This window comes from Rhizobium sp. LARHSG275 (assembly GCF_052871115.1).
Genome location: NZ_JBIXJN010000001.1, coordinates 255887 through 274048, shown reverse-complemented (window position 1 = coordinate 274048; position 18162 = coordinate 255887). Strand labels below are relative to the sequence as shown.

9 protein-coding genes are annotated in these 18162 nt (G+C 63.1%); 4 read left to right on the top strand and 5 right to left on the bottom strand.

Features of this window, described 5'->3' with window-relative positions; translation table 11 throughout:
• Positions 1–8: 8 nt before the first annotated feature.
• The 4 genes from ACIPSK_RS01275 to ACIPSK_RS01260 all read right to left on the bottom strand — a co-directional run bounded on the left by ACIPSK_RS01275 (position 9) and on the right by ACIPSK_RS01260 (position 12891).
• Entirely contained in the window at positions 9–2528 is a 2520-nt protein-coding gene (locus ACIPSK_RS01275) for a heavy metal translocating P-type ATPase (RefSeq protein ID WP_162115168.1), read from the bottom strand.
• 106 nt (positions 2529–2634) lie between these two features.
• On the bottom strand, positions 2635–5244 hold the full coding sequence (gene treY / locus ACIPSK_RS01270; protein ID WP_162115169.1) for a malto-oligosyltrehalose synthase: 2610 nt from the start codon (positions 5242–5244) through the stop codon (positions 2635–2637).
• A 103-nt stretch (positions 5245–5347) separates the two neighbouring features.
• Positions 5348–7426 (bottom strand): penicillin-binding protein 1C, encoded by a 2079-nt coding sequence (gene pbpC, locus ACIPSK_RS01265; RefSeq protein WP_162115170.1) that lies wholly within the window; start codon positions 7424–7426, stop codon positions 5348–5350.
• The gene (locus ACIPSK_RS01260; RefSeq protein WP_170256462.1) at positions 7423–12891 is read right to left on the bottom strand and encodes an alpha-2-macroglobulin family protein; all 5469 of its coding nucleotides are present in this window, start codon (positions 12889–12891) and stop codon (positions 7423–7425) included. The genes pbpC and ACIPSK_RS01260 overlap by 4 nt, the downstream gene beginning before the upstream one ends.
• Positions 12892–13089: 198 nt before the next feature.
• Between ACIPSK_RS01260 and msrA the strand changes: the two genes are divergently transcribed.
• Positions 13090–13794, top strand: coding sequence for a peptide-methionine (S)-S-oxide reductase MsrA (msrA, locus tag ACIPSK_RS01255; protein ID WP_162115172.1), 705 nt, complete (start codon positions 13090–13092; stop codon positions 13792–13794).
• Positions 13795–14023: 229 nt separating this feature from the next.
• A complete protein-coding gene (locus ACIPSK_RS01250) occupies positions 14024–14464 on the top strand; it encodes a response regulator (protein ID WP_162115173.1) in 441 nt (146 codons plus the stop codon).
• Positions 14465–14491: 27 nt separating this feature from the next.
• On the opposite strand, the gene ACIPSK_RS01245 is transcribed toward ACIPSK_RS01250, so the two are convergent.
• Positions 14492–15232 (bottom strand): TetR/AcrR family transcriptional regulator, encoded by a 741-nt coding sequence (locus ACIPSK_RS01245; RefSeq protein ID WP_162115174.1) that lies wholly within the window; start codon positions 15230–15232, stop codon positions 14492–14494.
• 272 nt (positions 15233–15504) lie between these two features.
• Between ACIPSK_RS01245 and ACIPSK_RS01240 the strand changes: the two genes are divergently transcribed.
• Both ACIPSK_RS01240 and ACIPSK_RS01235 read left to right on the top strand, forming a co-directional pair.
• Positions 15505–16704, top strand: coding sequence for a multidrug effflux MFS transporter (locus ACIPSK_RS01240; RefSeq protein WP_017968182.1), 1200 nt, complete (start codon positions 15505–15507; stop codon positions 16702–16704).
• Between the two features lie 141 nt (positions 16705–16845).
• Positions 16846–18138, top strand: a complete 1293-nt coding sequence (locus tag ACIPSK_RS01235) for an MFS transporter (protein WP_162115175.1) — start codon at positions 16846–16848, stop codon at positions 18136–18138.
• The last annotated feature ends 24 nt before the right edge of the window (positions 18139–18162 follow it).

Sequence of the window (18162 nt, the reverse complement as noted above, 5' to 3'; positions counted from 1 at the left end):
TCCATCTCCTATAGTTTTGCAAAGCGCAGTCTCAGCGCATTTGATATCACCGAGACGGACGAGAGGCTCATCGCCGCCGCCGCGATCATCGGCGAAAGCAGCAGCCCGAAGATCGGGTAGAGCACGCCGGCCGCAACCGGCACGCCGAGCGCATTGTAGCCGAAGGCGAAGCCAAGATTCTGCCGGATGTTTCGCATCGTCGCCTCCGCCAACCGCCGTGCCCTGACGATGCCGTTCAGGTCGCCCTTCACCAATGTGATGCCGGCGCTTTCCATCGCGACGTCGGCGCCGGTACCCATGGCGATGCCGACATCGGCGGCTGCGAGCGCCGGCGCGTCGTTGACGCCGTCGCCGGCCATGGCGATGATGGCGCCCTTGGCCCGCAACTCGTCGATCAGCGCCTTCTTGCCTTCCGGAAGTACATCGGCGCGGACCTCGTCTATGCCGAGGCTTTTTGCCACCGCACGTGCTGTGCGCTCGTTGTCGCCTGTCGCCATGATGATCTTCAGACCGCTATCGTGCAGTGCCTTGATGGCGGCTGCCGTTGTCGGCTTGATGCGGTCGGCAACGGCGACGAGGCCGGCAAGTGCACCGTCGAACACCACGAACATCACCGTCTTGCCGTCGCCGCGCAGGACTTCGGTCTTCTCGACAAGGACCGCTGGATCGATGCCGAGATCGGTAAGCATCGCCGCATTGCCGAGCGCTACCGTCGTGCCGCCGGCACGACCTTGAACGCCCTTGCCGGTCTTTGCCTCGAAGCCGGTGACCTCGACGAAGGGGACACCGCGCTCCTCGGCGCCGGAAACGATCGCTTCGGCCAGCGGATGTTCGGAGCCGCGCTCCAGGCTTGCCGCCAGCGACAGCAACCGATTTTCCCCGACCCCGCCGAAGGTGACGATGTCGGTAAGCTTCGGCTTTCCCTCCGTCAGCGTACCGGTCTTGTCGACGATCAGCGTGTCGACTTTGGAAAAGCGCTCCAGTGCTTCGGCGTCCTTGATCAGCACACCTTCCTGCGCCCCTCGCCCCGTCGCGATCATGATCGACATCGGCGTCGCAAGGCCGAGTGCACAGGGGCAGGCGATGATCAGAACGGCGACAGCGGCAAGCAGTGCATTCGCCATGCGCGGCTCCGGACCGATCGCGGCCCAGACGAGGAAGGCAAGCACGGCGGCGGCGACCACCGCCGGCACGAAGATGGCCGACACCCGGTCGACCGCACCCTGGATCGGCGCTCGCGAGCGTTGCGCCTTGGCGACCATGTCGACGATACGCGACAGCACAGTGTCGGCGCCGACCTTCTCTGCGGTCATGACGAAGGTGCCGTTCTTGTTGATCGTGCCGCCCGTTAGCGGGTCGCCCTTCGACTTCTCCAGCGGCAGGGGCTCGCCCGATATCATCGATTCATCGACCGTCGACTGGCCTTCGAGGATGGAGCCGTCCACCGGCACCCGTTCGCCGGGGCGCACGCGCAACCGGTCACCAGGCTGGATATCGTCCACCGGCACGTCGTTCTCGCTGCCCTCGGCATCGATGCGCCGCGCTGTCTTCGGCGCAAGGTCGAGCAAAGCGCGGATTGCCGAGCCGGTGCGTTCGCGCGCTTTCAATTCCAGCACTTGGCCGACGAAGACGAGCGCGACGATAACGGCTGCCGCCTCGAAATAGACGGGCACGGCCGCGCCATGGCCATGGAAGCTCATCGGGAAGATGCCGGGTACAAGCGTGGCGACGACGCTGTAGGCATAGGCGGTGCCGACGCCGAGACCGATCAGCGTCCACATATTCGGGCTGCGGTTGACGACAGACGCCCATGCGCGGCGGAAGAAGGGCAGGGCCGCCCAGAGTACCACCGGCGTTGCCAGCAGCAGTTCGATGTAGGTCGCCTGCGGCTCGCCGATCGCTTCCCGAAGCGGCAGGCCGAGCATTGGCCCCATGCTGAGTGCCAGCAATGGTATGGCGAGAATGGCGCTGATCCAGAGCCGCCTGACGAAATCGACGAGTTCCGGGTTCGGGCCTTCGTCAACAGGCGGAATGCCCATCGGCTCCAGCGCCATGCCGCATTTCGGGCAGTCGCCGGGGCGATCGCTGACGACCTCAGGGTGCATCGGGCAGGTATAAAGTGTACCCTTGGGTGCCGGCTTTGCCACCGGGCGGCTGCCGTCGCGATAGGCTGCGGGGTCGGCTTCGAACTTCGCTTGGCAAGCGGCCGAGCAGAAGTAGAATTTTTCGCCCTCGATTTTCAGAAAGTGTTTCGCCGTCGAGCGATCGACGGCCATGCCGCAGACGGGGTCCTTCGCGGTCAGATAATCCTCAGATGCCGCCGCAAACTTCGTCCGGCAGCCCTCGGAGCAGAAATGATAGGTGCGGCCGTCATGATCGAGCGAGGGCTTGCCGGCCTGCGGATCGACGGTCATGCCGCAGACAGGATCACGGATCATGGCGCTGACAGCCTTCTCCTGTTCATGGCCGCAATGGCAATGATCGTCGCCATCGGCGTGGCTGTGATGGTGATCGTGCTTGATATCCATGACTATCTCCTGTGCCCGGAGGGCCGTTGGATAGGCTTATCCACCTTCCAGCGACTGGAAGGTCAAGCACTATTTTCATGGACTCGATTTTTGCGACGGCTGATCGTCAGATCGGGGTGATCAGCCCGACCGGCTGGCTCCCGAGCAGGGTGGCGACCGAAATGCTGCCCCCGGGCTCGATTGTCTTTCCGGTCAGCAGGTCGGCCCTCAGACCGTGAAGCGGGGAGGGCACGGCGATTGCCGTATCCTCCCAGAATTCCGGGCCGGCAAAGAGCACGCCCGGATCAAGCCAGCCGAACATCAGCCGGGGTGCTACGATGATCGCGAAATCATCCTTATGCACCCGGGCAAAAGCAAGCACATGGTCGCGTCGGGCGCCCGCCGCCTTCAGCGGCAGATAGTCGCCTCTGGCAAAGAGTTCCGCCTGCCGCTGACGCAGCTGCAGACCGATCCCGACGAGGCGCTGCTTCAGCGCCGCCGCCTGCAGCTTGGCGATCGGTCCGGCTTCATCAAGCCAGGCCGTCAGCCGCTTGTAATCGACCGGCCGGCGGTTGTCGGGATCGACGAGGCTGAAATCGAAACCCTCCGCACCTTGGTAGATATCGGGAATGCCGGGGGCCGTCAGCTTGAGCAGCGTCTGCGACAGGCTATTGAGGTAACCCGCCGCGATGAAAGGCTGCAGCACCATTTCGAAATCCTCGAGGAAGACGTCATTGTCAGGCGAGACCAGCGCCGCGGCATAGGTGGTGACCGCTTCCTCGTAGACGGCATCCTGCTCTGCCCAGCCGCTGCGCAGTTTCGCCTCTCGCACCGCCTTGAGCGCGTAATCGGTGAAACGTTCGCGGAGTTCTTCCGTCTGTCCTCTGTCGAAATCCTCCGGCCAGATGCCGGCCAGCGCCTGATAGAGCATCCATTCGACATTTGGTTCCGGCGCGGCACCCTCCGGCAGATCCTTCACCCACGGCCGGTTCATCTCGCGCCACCGCCCGACCGCCTGCGCAAATACATCCGCGCCCTCGCTCAGCGCATAAAGCCTTGCCCGCGCATCCTCGCCGCGTTTGGTGTCGTGGGTGGCGCTTGCCGAAAGCCCATGCGGCTGCAGCCGCGCTCGCTCGGCCATGCGGCGGTGGAATTCCTCCGGGCCGCCAGGCGCCTTGCCCGGTTCGCCGCCCACTTCGTTTGCGGCAAGCAGCCTGTTGTAGCGATAAAACAGCGTATCCTCCGTCGCCTTCGCCATTACCGGCCCGCTCAATTGCTGGAAGCGGATACGGAACTCGTGGGCCGCGTCACCTTCGACCTTGCCTTCGAGAAGCTTCAGCACATGGTCGAGGGCACGCCGATCGTCGAGCCGCGCCATGGCTTGCGAGGCGGTCGCGGCAAGGACGGCTGAATCCTGCCACGAAAGCGGGCCGCCGTCGCCATAGGTGCGGTAGACGGGAAAGGCGATTAGCAGTTCGCTGAGCGCAGTGGCGATCTCTTCTCTTTTCACCTCGGGAAAGATGCCTGCTGCGATCGACACCAGCCTGGCGGTCTCGCCGGCGAAATTGCGCTCGACCATCAGTCGCTTGGCATTCCGCCAGCCCGCCTCGAGATCACCCGTCTCGCCGGCGATGCCGCGATAGGCATCGTCCAATATGCGCAGACCGCCGCCGTCGATGAACAGCTCGCTCAGGGCGGCGATGAATTCATATCCCGTGGTGCCAGCGACCGGCCAACTCTCCGGCAGGACCTCACCGGCTCCGAGGATCTTTTCGACGACGATATAGGTGTCCGGTCCGGCCGCTTCGCGCAGCCTGTCGAGATAGGCCGTGGGTTCGGCGAGCCCGTCGACATGGTCGACGCGCAGGCCCTGGACCTTGCCATGGCGCACCAGCTCGAGCACCAGCCGGTGCATGTCCTCGAACACAGGAGGGTCTTCAACGCGGGTGCCGACCAGTCCGGTCACCTCGAAAAAGCGGCGATAGCTCAGATGTCGTGCCGCCTCCTTCCAGTGCGTCAGCCGCCAATGCTGTGCCTCATGCAGGCTTCTCATGAAATCGCGATCGGCCGAGACGTCATCGAGCTTTTGCTGGAGGACTGCCCGATCGCCGGCTTCGAAGAGAATGTCTCGCATTGCACGGTTGAAGCTCTCGCCGGATGTCACGGCCGCAGCTTCCGCCATTCTGGTGGCAACCGGATCGTCGAGCCGGTTTGCGATCGCCCCGTAACTCCCGGGGTTCAGCGTCAGCAGCGTCTCGAAATAACCGAAGGCGAAGTTGCCATGCGTTTCGTCGAGCGTGATGCGAAGCTCGCCGTCAGCCAGCGCCCCATCGAAATCCTGGCCGAGCTGTGGCAGCGTCAGCGGCTCGCTCCAGTCGATGTCGAAGTGGCTGAAATAGGCGCTTTGCCGGCCGAATGTCAGCACGTCGCGCCACCAGCCGTTTTCCGGCGAGGCCGCCATGTGGTTCGGGACGATGTCGAGGATCAGCCCCATGCCCGCCGAGGCGAGGCTTTCGGTCAGCCTGTCGAATCCTGCCCGGCCGCCGAGCGCCGGGTCTATGTTGTCGGCGTCGGTGACGTCATAGCCGTGGGTTGAGCCACTGACGGCGGTGAAGATCGGCGAGGCATAGAGGTGGCTGATGCCGAGTTTCTTGAGATAGGGGACGAGGCCGCAGGCGCGATCGAAGGTCATGCCGTTGCGGAATTGTATCCGGTAGGTCGCTGTCGGAAGTGTCATGGGGCCGTCTGACGTTGGAAGGAGATTGTCCCCAACGGTTGCAGCGTGGCTTTTGTTCCCTTGCTGCGCCGCGTGTCCTTTCAGACGCGCAAAGAACGATGCTTCAGTCGATGAAAACGCCGACGCTTGCGGCGCGGCCCGCCGAGTCGATGACAGTCAGTTTCGAGTAGCCACCGCCGTCGGGCAGCCATTGCTGGATGCGCCGGCGGGAGAGATCGGGCAACGGCTTGCCGTTGGCAAGCCAGCGGAAGGGGGCGCGGCCGCCCTGAAGCTTCAGCATCAGCGGTGACAGGTTGCCTTGCCCAGCGCCAAGATCGACATGCGCGCCCTCGGGCGGATAGATAATCTCAGGCGCGGCCTCGTGGCCGGAGGTGAGCAGGCCGCTGGCATTGAGGGCAAAACGCCGCTGGCTGATCGGCAGCTCGGACTGGGCGATGCGTACGGCACCTGCAGGCGGGCGGGGCAGCGGCGTCGTCGCGATGCCTGACTTGGCGAACCCTTCAAAGAGGATGGGTGCGGCGGTGCCATAGCCGGTCAATCCCGGCACGGCGCTGTTATCAGGCCGTCCGACCCAGACGCCGAGCACATAGCGCCCGTCATAGCCGACCGACCAGGCATCGCGATAGCCGTAGCTCGTGCCGGTCTTGTAGGCGATGCCGCGCTGTGGCGCGCCGGCGGGAGGAATGACGCCGGAGAGAATATCGGCGACGTTCCAGACCGCGACCGGTTCCAGCAGCGGTTCGCCGTCGAGCTTGCCCGGTGCGCCGGTGACGCCGTCGCCGAGCCTTGCCGGCTGGCCGCGATTGGCGAGCGCCGTATAGAGCTGCACCAGATCCTTCAGGGTGATGCCGACGCCGCCAAGTCCGATCGCAAGCCCCGGCGTCTCATTCGGCGGCAGGACCGGGTGAACCTCGGCGCGGCGGAAGCGTGCCATCAGTCGTGACGGCCCGACGGCATCGAGCAGCTTGACGGCAGGCACATTTAGCGAAAGCTGCAGCGCCTCACGCACGGTGACGTCGCCCTGGTAGCTCATGTCGAAATTGCGCGGCCGGTAGCCGAAGAAATCGGCAGGCCGGTCTTCGATGATCGTCTCCTGCGATACCAGGCCCTGCTCGAAGGCCAGCCCATAGATGAAGGGCTTCAGCGTCGAGCCCGGCGAGCGGTTGACGCGCGTCATGTCAATCCACCCGGAGCGGCTGGCATCGAAATAATCGGCCGAGCCGACCTCACCGACGATCGCGCCGGTCTGGGCATCCGCCATTACCATGGCGAGCGAAAGCTTCGGCCCGAGCTTGAATGCCGCTGCCCGCGCAACCGCCTCCAGCCCCTGCTGCACCTGCTTCTTCAGTGTCGTCTGATGCTTGAGGACATCAGGCTCCTTGCGCAGTGCTGCTTCGGCGACATGGGCGGCAAGTGCCGGCAATTGCATGCGCTGGGGCGGGACCGCGACGCCTTCGGCCCGTTCCGCTTCGCCGTCACCAACAGCTCTAGCGACCGCCACCCCGTCGAGCACACGCTTGCGTGCGGCCTCGGCTGCCTTGAGGTTGCGATCCGGCCGGCGCCGTTCCGGCAATTGCGGCAGGGCGACGAGCAGCGCTGCCTCGGCGACCGTCAGGCGCCGCGGTTCCTTGCTGAAATAGGCAAGGCTTGCGGCGCGCACGCCTTCCAGATTGCCGCCATAGGGCGCGTGCGTCAGATAGAGGTCGAGGATCTCTTCCTTCGACAGCCGCCGTTCGATCTGCACCGCGCGCGCCAGTTGCAGCAGTTTTGCCGAAAGCGAGCGTCCTTCGCGCGGCTCGATCAGCCGCGCCACCTGCATCGAAAGCGTCGAGGCGCCGGAGACGATGCGGCCGTTGCTGACCAGTTGCACGGCAGCGCGCCCGAGCGCCCAGAGGTCGATGCCGCCATGTTCGTAGAAACGCTGATCCTCATAGGCGATCAGCATGCGCAGGAATTGCGGATCGACGTCGGAGACCGCCGTCTTCAGCCGCCAGCGGCCTTCCGACGTTGCAAACGCACGCAGCAATTGCCCGTCGGCATCCAGCACTTCGGCGGAGACGGCATTTGCCCTGTCGAGCGGCGGCGGAAAGGCCTTGTCGGCGGCATCGAGCGCAAAGAGAGCCGCGCCGGCAAGAACGATGCCGGCTGCGGACCCGATCGCAAACTTGTGCCACCGCCTCATTTTTGCGCCGTCACGACCTCCATCTTGCCGGTTGCCGTGCGGGCCGAAAGTTCCGGGCGGTACATATCCTCGACGCTTGCGGCCGGATGGTCATAAGTGCCGGGGGTGACGGCGCGCACGACATAGGCGACGTTGAATTCGCGCTCGTCGCCTTCTGCGCGGTTGAAGGCGGCGACGAAGCGATCGTAGCGGAATTCGGTATGGGCAGCGGAGATCTCGCCGATCCAGTCGAAATTCGTCATCTGGGCGCTGTCGACGAGGTTCGGATTGTCGATCTCGAAGCCGGCCGGCAGAAGATCGGTGATGACGATGCGCGAAGGCCAAGCGTTGGTTTCGCGCACATGGATGACGACGACGTAGCGCTCGTTCTGCTTCGCCTCGCTGACATTCGCCTCTTCGCCGTCGAGTGTGTAATAGGTCCGCTCGATGATAAAGCCGTCGCCGCCGGCCGGCAACGGCACGGTGGGCGCGGCAACCGTGGTGACGACGGCCGAAACCGCGTCACCTGTCTGGTTGGTCAGCGTCAGCGGATGGTCGCTCAGCGCATCGCCTGATATCTTCGCCATGTAGGCACCGGTGTGCGGCGCGCCGTTGACATCGACCTTGAGGCCGTCGTCACCGCCCTGGATGGCCCGGGCGGCGAGCAGCATCCAGGCCTCTTCCTGGGTGCTCTTATATTTGCTGCGGCCCCATTCCTTGGTGACGGCCTTGGCAAGCTCCGGGATGACCGGCGGCACCGGCCGGCTTTCGGCGGCGAGCGCCAGGATCGCCGCGCCGTCGCGCAGGATCGTGCCGTAATCGGTGCGCGAGAGGTTCACGCGCGACACCATCGACTGCTCCGACATCTGCAGCGCGTCGAGGAAAATATTCTTCGAACGCTGCGCATCGCCGTAGAGCGCCAGCGCGGCGGCGATATGCGCCTTGGCGAGCGGCGTCGGGAAGTCGTTGATCATCGTATCGGCATAGTAGCGCAGATCGCTGATCGCAGCCTTCTTATTGCGGGCAAGCACGTAGATGGCATAGGCGATCTGGTCACCCTGGCCCTTGATGTCGGTTGTGTAGGACAGCGTGTTCTGCAGGTTTTCGAGCGCCTGCACGAAAGCCCTTTCCGGCACGTCGTATTTCATTTCGCGAGCCCGCGTCAGGAAATCGGTGACGTAGGAATCGAGCCAGACATCGCCCGAATCCGGTCCCCAGAGACCGAAGCTGCCGGCCGAGGCCTGATAGGAGAGCACGCGGTAGATCGCATCCTGGACGCGCTTCTTCACGTCGTCGTCGTTTTCCATGCCGGCCTGCTTCGCCACATCGGCGAGATAGAGCAGCGGCAGCGCCCGGCTGGTGGTCTGCTCGGCGCAGCCGAAGGGATAGCGGTCGAGCGTCATCAGCAGGGCTGGGATATCGAAGGCGGCAGAACGGGTGACGTTGACGCTGATCGAGGCGCCGGGCAGCACGCTGTCGGCGAGCAGGTTCTTGTCGACGGTGAGCTTTGCCCCCGGCTTCAATGCCAGCACCCTGCGTTCGGTAATCGGCAAGGAGGCCGGGCGCACCGGCACGTCGACATTCTGGTCGAGCGAGAGGCCGGAAGCGTCGGAGAGGTTGATCGAGACGCTGCCGGCGCCCGGCTGTTTTCCAATGAGCGAAAGCGTCAGCTCGGATTTCGCGCCGGCCTCGAGACGGATCGTCTGCGAGGCGGACGCTTGCTCGATGCCGACCGCGTCATTGCCGGTCAATTGCAGTTTGTAATCGCCGGCCGGCGCATCGGTGTTTGCGATGTCGAGGCGCAGATTGGCCTTGTCGCCGGGGGAAAGGAACTTCGGCAGACTTGCGGTCACCACGACAGGATCGCGGATGATGACATCCTTGACGCCGTGGCCGACGCCTGATTTCGACCAGGCGACCGCCATGACGCGCGCCGTGCCGTTGAATTGCGGAATATCGAAGGAGACATTGGCCTTGCCTTCGGCGTCGAGCCTCACCGGCCCGGAGAAGAAGGCGACGAGCTTTTGCGTCGGCGGGCTTGCCTGCAGCGCAATGGCGCCGCCATCACCGCCGGTCCGGAGCTTGCCGGTCGCACCCAGCGACCCGTCGATCAGGCGGCCATAGAGGTCGCGGATCTCGAGTCCCAACTGGCGCTGGCCGAAATACCAGTCCTCAGGATTCGGCGGTTCGTAGCGCGTCAGGTTGAGAATGCCGACATCGACGGCGGCAACCGTGACATAGGCATCCTCGTTGGCGCCGGCGCCCGCCACCTGCAGACCAATGTTCAGCGGTCCGCGCGGCAACATCTTTTCGGGGGTGTCGAGCGTCACCTGCAGCGCGCGCTGTTCGGGATCGACTTTCAGCCATTTGATGCCGATCGAGCGCATCGGCATGTGGCTGTCCTGCGCGTCGCCGGGGCGGAAAAGCGTGGCTGTGACATATGCGCCGGCACCCCAATCAGCCGTGACGGGGATGTCGACCTCGCCGCCGGTCTCGCCGATCGTGGCATTCTGCACCGCCACCAGCTTTTCGGTTCCGGCCGTCACCATCAGCTCGCCGCCGTAGCGCGAGGTGACTTTCAGCTTGGCGGTTTCGCCGATCTTGTAGCTATCCTTGTCGAGGGCGATCTCAAGCCCGTCGGGCGTTTCGGTCGAGGTCGAGGTTACGAACCAGCCGGCGTCGAATTCGACGCTGGAAGTCGGGCCGTCGGCATCCGGGCTTTCCACTTCGAGACGATAGCGGCCCCAGGTCACCGGCACCGAGATCTTGCCGCCGTCCATCGTCGCGTCGACGCTGCCGTTGGAGACCTGCTCGGCGGTGTAGACCGGCTCGTATTTCCAGGCCGTTCCCTCGCGATACCACTGATATTCGCGGTTGAGGCTGTAGAATTTCCAGCGCAGGCTCTTCGTCTCCTGCTTCTGTCCATCGGCCTTGACGCTGATCACCGTGAAGTTGGCGATCGCGTTCTCCGGCAGATCGTCGGAAAATTCCGGCTTGATGCCGATCGAAGCGCGCTCGTTCTTCACCGGAATGGTCAAAGAGCGCTCAATGGCGCGGCCGCCTGCCTCCTGCATGCGCATATAGACGGTGGCGTTCAGCAACTGTGTCGTTGCCGGCAGTTCGCCGATGGTGAGGTCCGTCGAGGCTTCGCCGTTCTCGTCGAGTTCCGGCAGGCCGTCGATCGGCAGGCGCGAATCCTCGCTCGCCTCTTCGTCGGCGAGGCCGAAGAAGAAGCCCTTATAGGCCGCACTCTCGCGCGTCGGCTTGACGACGACGTCGCCTTCGAGCGTCAGGCCGGCGGCCGGGGCGCCGTAGAGATATTTGCCCGAAACGGTGATCGTCGCCGGCGTGTCCGGACCGACTTCCTTGGCCTCGGTCTTGATCTCCATGTCGGTGCGATCGGGGACGAAATCGTCGACGAGGAAACTCTTGGTGGCGATCGCGCTGCCCTTCGGATCGGTATAGATGTTCATCGTCCAGGTACCGCGCACGGCGTTTTCCTGGGTCGGGAAATCGATGGAGTAGCCGCCGAGATTACTGGTCTGGCTGACGATCCGCCGGTCTTCGACACCATCGGGACGGCTGAAGATGAAGGTGAGCGGCAGGTTCTCGATGGCATTGCCATCGGTGTCGCGGGCAAGTGCCTGAGCATGCACCGTCTCGCCGGCGCGGTAGATGCCGCGTTCGGTAAACGTCAGCACGTCGATCGCGCCGGGTGCGGCCCGGCCCGTCACGCCGCGGTCGGATAGATCGAAACCGGCGCGCGTCATGTCGACGAAGACGTAGTCCGACGCGCCGTTCTTGGCGGTAATGACGGCGGGCGTCAGCGCCGCCGTGCCGCGGATCAGGCCGGCGGTGAAGGTGGCTCGGCCGTTTTTGTCGGTGGTGGCGGTGCCTAGCACTTCATTGTTCTTGGCCAGCAGCTGCAGTTCGACGCCTGATATCGGCTTTGCCGAAGCGAGCGAGCGGGTGAAGACGTTGAGGCCATCGGTACCGGCATAGGTGGTGACACCGATATCGGAGACCAGGAACCATTGCGTCGCCTGCGAATCCCACTCCTGCGCGGGGCCGTTTGCCGCCGTTGCGGTCATCACGTAAATGCCGGGCTTGCGCGCGGGCAGCGCCTCGTCGACCGGAAAGCTGGTGACGATGTCCTTGTTGAGTTCATTGGCGATGTCGATCGAGCCCTGCCAGACGAGTTCGCCGCTCTGGTCCTCAATGTTCTGAGCGCTGTAGCCGTCGAGCTGGGACAGGAACTGCGAATTGGTCAGCAGCGGCGCGATGGCGCGATCGCCGATGCGGTAGAGTTTGAGGTTTGCCGACGTCATGTTGACCGAGACGATCGGGATACCGCGGCGCGCCGTCGACGGCAGCACGAAGCTGTCGCCGGTGAAACGCACCATCTGGCTGCGATCCTTGATATAGACGTCGATGCTGACGGGGGCGTCGAGCGGCTCGTCGACCGACGACGGCAGGCCGGTGCGGAAAGCGATCTTGTAGGTCTGGCCATGCGTCAGCCCCTCGACGCAGATCTGCTTGTCCTTGGTTTCCAGCGCCTTCGGCGCTTCGCCGTTCAGCGTCACGAAGGGCGTGTAGTCGGTGGTCTTGACGAGCGCTTCTGAGAAGGTGACGCAGGCACGCGGCGTGGCGCTGTCGGCATCGACCGTGTGTTCGGTGATGCGGAAGCCCTGCGTCGATTTCAGCTGCAGGTAGGCCGCCTGCACATCTTCGGAGGCAATCAGCGCCAGGCTCGCCTTGTAGGCGTCGAGCGCCGGACGGTAATTGGCGTTTCGGTCCAGGGCGTCGGCGAGCACGGCGAGCGCCTCGGCGCGCTTGGATTTGGTGCGTGTCAGCTCGTAGCCGTTCAGCGCGTCGAGCACGGCCTGGCCGCTCGTATTGCTCTCGGCGGTACCCAGCGAAGCGGCGGCGCGGGCGGCTTCGAGCCAGAGATCAGCGTCGTCAGGTGTGATCGACAGCGCGCCATGGAAGGACTTCAGCGCGTCGGCCAGGTTGTTGCCGGTAAGGTCGAGGCGGGCATTGGCCGTCAGGCTGTCGACGCCCTGGCCCTGCTGGTCGTCGGCAAGCTCTAGATTGTCCTTGAAGTCGCGAGCCTGCTGGATGAGGTCGTTGGTCAGGAAGGTCAGGCGCGGCGCGGCGCCGATATCCGGCTCCTGCTGGCCGGCCGTTTCGACGATCTTGCCGGCGATGGCGCCAGGAAAGGCGTTCATCGTCTTGAAATCGGATTTCAGGAAGCACCATTTCACCTTGGGATTGTAGGTGAAGGCCTTGCAGCTCTTGTCGCCGATGCAGGAGGTTTTGCACTGATCGAGCGAGACGTTCTGTTCGGTGCGAAGATCGAAGCCGAAGAAATCGGCGTCCTTGATCGTCTGGATGTCGCGCTTGGTGTCCGCAGCGGCGGCGGGAAAGCTGACGGCGATCATGGAAAATGCGATTGTCGCGAATGCGAAGAACGAGCGCACGGACATAGGTTCCCCCCGGAAATGCTGGCTCTGACCGGCGGCACTCTCCTCACTCCTCGCGAGATTGTCAACTCAGGTTGAGCGCTGTTTCATCTTCACACAGGCGCTTTCGTCTGGCTGTCACATCGGCGTGAGTGACCGCCTTGTGATTTGCGGCTTTTGCAAGGATGAGCAAGGATTTGGGTGATCGCAGGAGGTAGCGCCATGTCCCCGTCTTCCCACCGCAGGAGCCTTGCCGCGCTCCTTGCAGCCACCATTTTCTCGCTCAGTACGTGTGCTGCAGGCGCGGCCGAAGATGCCGTCGTCATCCCGCCGCCGGCCGTTGACGAGGCCGCCGGGCCAGGCACCGAGACGGCCATTTTCGCCGGCGGCTGTTTCTGGGGCGTCCAAGGCGTCTTCCAGCACGTGAAGGGCGTTGAGAGCGCCGTCTCCGGTTATGCCGGCGGCGACGCCAAAACGGCGCAGTACGAAACCGTCAGCACCGGCTCGACGGGCCACGCCGAATCCGTTCAGGTGAAGTTCGATCCGAAACAGGTAAGCTACGGCAAGTTGCTGCAGATTTTCTTCTCGGTGGCGCACAACCCGACGCAGCTGAATTTTCAGGGCCCGGACCGGGGAACGCAGTACCGTTCGGCGTTGTTCGTTGCCGATCCAGAGCAGCGTAAGGTTGCCGAGAGCTATATCAGCCAGCTCGACAAGGCGCATGTCTTCTCGCAGCCGATCGTCACCAAGGTCTCTGAAGCCGCAGGTTTCTATCCGGCCGAAGCCTATCATCAGGATTTCCTGACGCTCAATCCGGCCTATCCCTATATCGTTTACAACGACCTGCCGAAAATCGAGAACCTGAAATCGCTGTTTCCCGCCGACTACCGCGGCAAACCGGTCCTGGTGATGAAGGTCAAAGGCTGATTAACCCTATCGGTGCTGGCATTATCGAGGCGGCAATGGTGCCGCCTTTTCGCGCCACCTCTGTGCACTTAAGAATTTATCAACGTTAACAATATCTTAAATGCAAAAAACGGCGTTCCACCGCGGAACATATCGTTGAGTTGCCCGTTACCACCGTGAGTCTCGTGTGGGATAGACTGCCGGAGCGGATCCCTCGTTAGAAGTATAGGCGTAACCAAGAGGAAGTATCATGGCCACCAATGTCGTGCGGCGCTGGCAGCGAGATGATCTCATGAAACAGAGAGTATTGATCGTCGAAGATGAATTCCTGATCGCGCTCGATCTTGAGGCGACGGTGGAAGGCATGGGCATGCAAGTCGCGGGCCTTGCGAATGGTCGCGAGCAGGCCCTGCGGCTGGCGCCGCTTGCCGATATCGCCTTCGTCGACGTCAATCTCGCCGATGGCCCGACCGGGCCTGAGATCGGCCGACGTCTGGCGCAGGAGCATGGCATTGCCGTCGTCTTCATGACCGGCAATCCCGAAGTGGTGGCTGACGGCGTCAAGGGCGCCGTCGGCGTGGTCCAGAAGCCGGTGATGCCTTCGGTTGTCGAGCAGCTGGTGAAATATCTTGCCGCGCGCCGTGTCGGCATGTTCGCGGTCGTGCCCGCGCAGATGACGATCTTTGCCTGATCGGCCGGCTTTATCTGAAAGTCCTGGTTAGCCTGATATGGCTGCGAGCTGCGGCGGATGGCCGGTCTTTTCAGCCTCTGCCCGGCCATAGGCCTTGAGAAAGGTACGCACGGCGTTGCGCGCCGCCTTTTCCAGCTCTTCATCGGTGGGCGTGGCGCCGAGAAGGATCATCATCTGCAGGTCGGCATTGCCGAGCGCCACGAATTGCCGGGCGGCAACGTCGAAATCATCGATGACGAGCGCTTGCTTCTGGGCAAGCCGCGCGAAAAGTGCGGAAAGTGCGGTGGTCAGTTTGCCGGGCCCCTGCTGGCGCCAGCCCTCGAAGAGGTGCGGATATCGCTCGCCTTCGGTCTGCACCAACTTGCGCAGAAATTTTCCGTCGTGGTTGCAGATGCAGTTCTTGTTGAGGCGCACGGCGAAGGCCGTCAGCTCGTCTTCCAGATTGTCGGGACGATCAGGAAAGGTCGACAACACGGAAAAGAGCATGGCATTGGCGCGGTTCATGACGTCCTCGACGACCGCGACGAACAGCGTTTCCTTCTCGCGGTAGTGATTGTAGATCGTCTGGCGGGAGACGCAGGCGACGGCGGCGATCTCGTCGATGCTGGCGCCGGCAAAACCCTGGCGGCAGAATACGTCGGCCGCGGCATCAAGGATCGACATGCGCTTGGCGCATTGTCCACGCTGCGTATGCCCTGTCATCCGGACTGCCGGTGTCATGCGATCTTTCATGAGATCGAAGATAAGACGTCTTGACGGTTTAGACAATGGCGTCTAATTTGACATCCGTGTCCAAATTTGTTGACACTCCTGGTTCCACCGCTGAGATATGAGCTCCCAACTTCGTCTTCGCGCGAACGATTATCATTGAACGGGCGCATCGGCCCGAAAATCGGAACCGATTTTCGGAAAGTACGATGCGCAGATTTACAGTGTTAGAGCATCCCTTGTGCCTCCGAGAGGACGCGCGGCACTCTCAGAGCAATGCGGCGGAGTGACAATCCGGTACCTCCGCTGCGCCATTATGAAAGATCACCATTATGACGGCTCCCTTCTTTCGCATTGCCCTCATTCTCGGCCTTCTGTCGGCCATCGGGCCTTTCGCCATCGACATGTATCTGCCAGCTCTGCCGTCGATCGGCCAGGACCTGCATGCCGATAACAACGTCACCCAGCTTACCCTTCTCGCCTTCTTCATCTCCTTTGCGCTCGCCCAGCTCGTCTATGGTCCGCTGTCGGATATGTGGGGCCGCAAGCTGCCGCTCTATCTCGGCATCGGCCTCTTTGCCATCGCCTCGATCGGCTGTGCGCTGGCAACCGACATCGAAACGCTGATCGCCTTCCGTTTCGTTCAGGGTATCGGCGGTGCTGCCGGCATGGTCATTCCGCGCGCCATCGTCCGCGACATGCACACTGGCGTGCAGGCCGCCCGACTGATGTCGCTGTTGATGCTGGTCTTCTCGATCTCGCCGATCCTGGCGCCGCTGACAGGCAGCGCCGTCATCGAGTTCTACGGCTGGCGCGGCGTATTCTGGGCCGTGACGATCGCCGCCTTCATCGGCCTCGTCCTGCTCGCCACCCAGCTTGACGAAACCCGTTCGGCGAACGAACGCAATGGCAGCGGTCTGAAGAGCGCCATGGCGGCTTACCGTCTGCTGCTAACCGACCGCAATTTCCTGACGTTGACTTTCATCGGCGGCCTCGGCATTTCGAGCTTCCTCGTCTATCTCGCCAACTCGCCCTTCGTGCTGATCCAGCATTACGGGCTGACGCCGACACAATACAGTTTCGCCTTCTCGATCAACGCCGTGTCCTTCTTTGCGGTATCGCAGGCCACGGGCTGGCTCGGCGAGCGTTTCGGCCTCGTGCGCGTCATGCGGATTGCGGTCAGCGCTTACGCGCTGGCGATGGTCGTGATGGCGGTGGTGATGGCCTCCGGCTTCAACCAGCTGCCTGTCCTGGCGACCTTTCTGTTCATCGGCTACGGCTTCCTCGGCCTCGTCATCCCGACGAGCGCAGTGCTTGCGCTTGAGGATCACGGCGAGATCGCCGGCACTGCCTCGTCGCTTATGGGCACGCTGCATTTCGTGATCGCCGCCGTCGCCATGGTCATATCGAGCGTCTTTTTCGACGGCACAGCCGTTCCGATGGCCGCCGGCATAGCGCTCTGCGCCTTCTCAGCCTTCGTGCTGACGCAGGTAACGATCGGCCGCCGCGCCGCCGTCGCCGCTGCCGAATGATCTCAAGACAGGCCGCACCCGGTGTCCGGGTGCGACCTGATGATCGGGTCGCGGCCCCGGAGAAAATGCAACGCACAATTGATTATCGGCAGGCCGCGCTATCTACGCCATGACGAAGCATGGTCATACCGGAGGATACGCATGGTCGACGAGAAGCGGCTGATCTCGAAAATCACCTGGAAGCTGATGCCGTTTCTCGGCATTCTTTATCTCATCGCCTATATCGACCGGCAGAACGTCAGTTTTGCCAAGCTGCAGATGGTCGATGCCCTCGCAATGAGCGAGTATGCCTATGGTCTCGGCGCTTCGCTGTTCTTCATCGGCTATTTTCTCTTCGAGGTGCCGAGCAACCTCTTCCTCGACAGGCTCGGCGCCCGTGTCTGGTTCGCGCGCATCCTGGTCTCCTGGGGCATCGTCACCATCGCGCTCGCCTTCACGCAGAACGCGACGATGTTCTATATCCTGCGCTTTCTGCTCGGTGTCTGCGAAGCCGGCTTCTTTCCCGGTGTCCTCTATCTGCTGACGCTCTGGTTTCCCTCGGCCTATCGCGGCAGGATGGTCGGGCTGTTCATGATCTTCAGCGCCATCGCCAATGCCGTCGGTGCACCGCTCGGCGGCGTGCTGCTCGATCTCGATGGTCTATACGGCTTTGCCGGCTGGGAGTGGGTCTTCCTGGCGACGGGTGTTCCGGCTGTGATCGCCGGCATCGTCACCTTCTTTTATCTTCCCGGCCGGCCTGAAAGTGCAAGCTTCCTGAGCAGCGAGGAGAAGAACTGGCTCGAACGAAGGCTCGCCTCGGAAAATGCCGGCATGGGCGAGAATGCCGGAAACGGATTCAAGGCGCTCATCGACCCGCGCGTCCTGCTGATGGCACTCTGCTATGTCGCCTTTCCGCTTTCGGCCTATGGCCTCAGCTATTGGCTGCCGACGATCGTCAAGGCTTTCGGCGTCAGCAACACGGTGAACGGGTTCCTCAACATCATTCCCTGGGTGCTGGTCGCGATCGCGCTCTATGCCGTTCCCGCCATGGCCGACAAGGCGCAATCGAAGACGCCCTATATCGTCATTCCCGCTTTCATCGGCGCCGCCTGCCTGCTGCTCTCGGCGCTGATCCCGAACCACACTTTGCAATTCGCCTTCCTCTGCGTCGCCGCTGCAGGGATCTTCGCACCCCAACCGGTGTTCTGGAGCTTGCCCTCCCGTTTCCTCAAGGGCGCGGGGGCTGCGGCGGGTCTTGCCGCCATCAATTCGGTCGGAAATCTCGGCGGCTTCGTCGCCCAGAACGTGGTGCCCTGGATCAAGGATGAGAGCGGCAGCACGATCGCGCCGATGTTCTTTCTCTCGGCCTGTCTTGCAGTCGGCGCCCTGCTGGTCTTCGTCGTCACGCGTCAGCTGTCACAGAGGGAGCATCAGGCGGCTCCAAGCCGGGTCTGATGCAAGCCGCCAAACATATCTATG

Excerpts from the sequence above, each read along its gene's own strand:
- ACIPSK_RS01275 (WP_162115168.1), bottom strand. The coding sequence starts at position 2,528 with ATGGATATCAAGCACGATCACCATCACAGCCACGCCGATGGCGACGAT.
- treY (WP_162115169.1), bottom strand. The coding sequence starts at position 5,244 with ATGACACTTCCGACAGCGACCTACCGGATACAATTCCGCAACGGCATG.
- pbpC (WP_162115170.1), bottom strand. The coding sequence starts at position 7,426 with ATGAGGCGGTGGCACAAGTTTGCGATCGGGTCCGCAGCCGGCATCGTT.
- ACIPSK_RS01260 (WP_170256462.1), bottom strand. The coding sequence starts at position 12,891 with ATGTCCGTGCGCTCGTTCTTCGCATTCGCGACAATCGCATTTTCCATG.
- msrA (WP_162115172.1), top strand. The coding sequence starts at position 13,090 with ATGTCCCCGTCTTCCCACCGCAGGAGCCTTGCCGCGCTCCTTGCAGCC.
- ACIPSK_RS01250 (WP_162115173.1), top strand. The coding sequence starts at position 14,024 with ATGGCCACCAATGTCGTGCGGCGCTGGCAGCGAGATGATCTCATGAAA.
- ACIPSK_RS01240 (WP_017968182.1), top strand. The coding sequence starts at position 15,505 with ATGACGGCTCCCTTCTTTCGCATTGCCCTCATTCTCGGCCTTCTGTCG.
- ACIPSK_RS01235 (WP_162115175.1), top strand. The coding sequence starts at position 16,846 with ATGGTCGACGAGAAGCGGCTGATCTCGAAAATCACCTGGAAGCTGATG.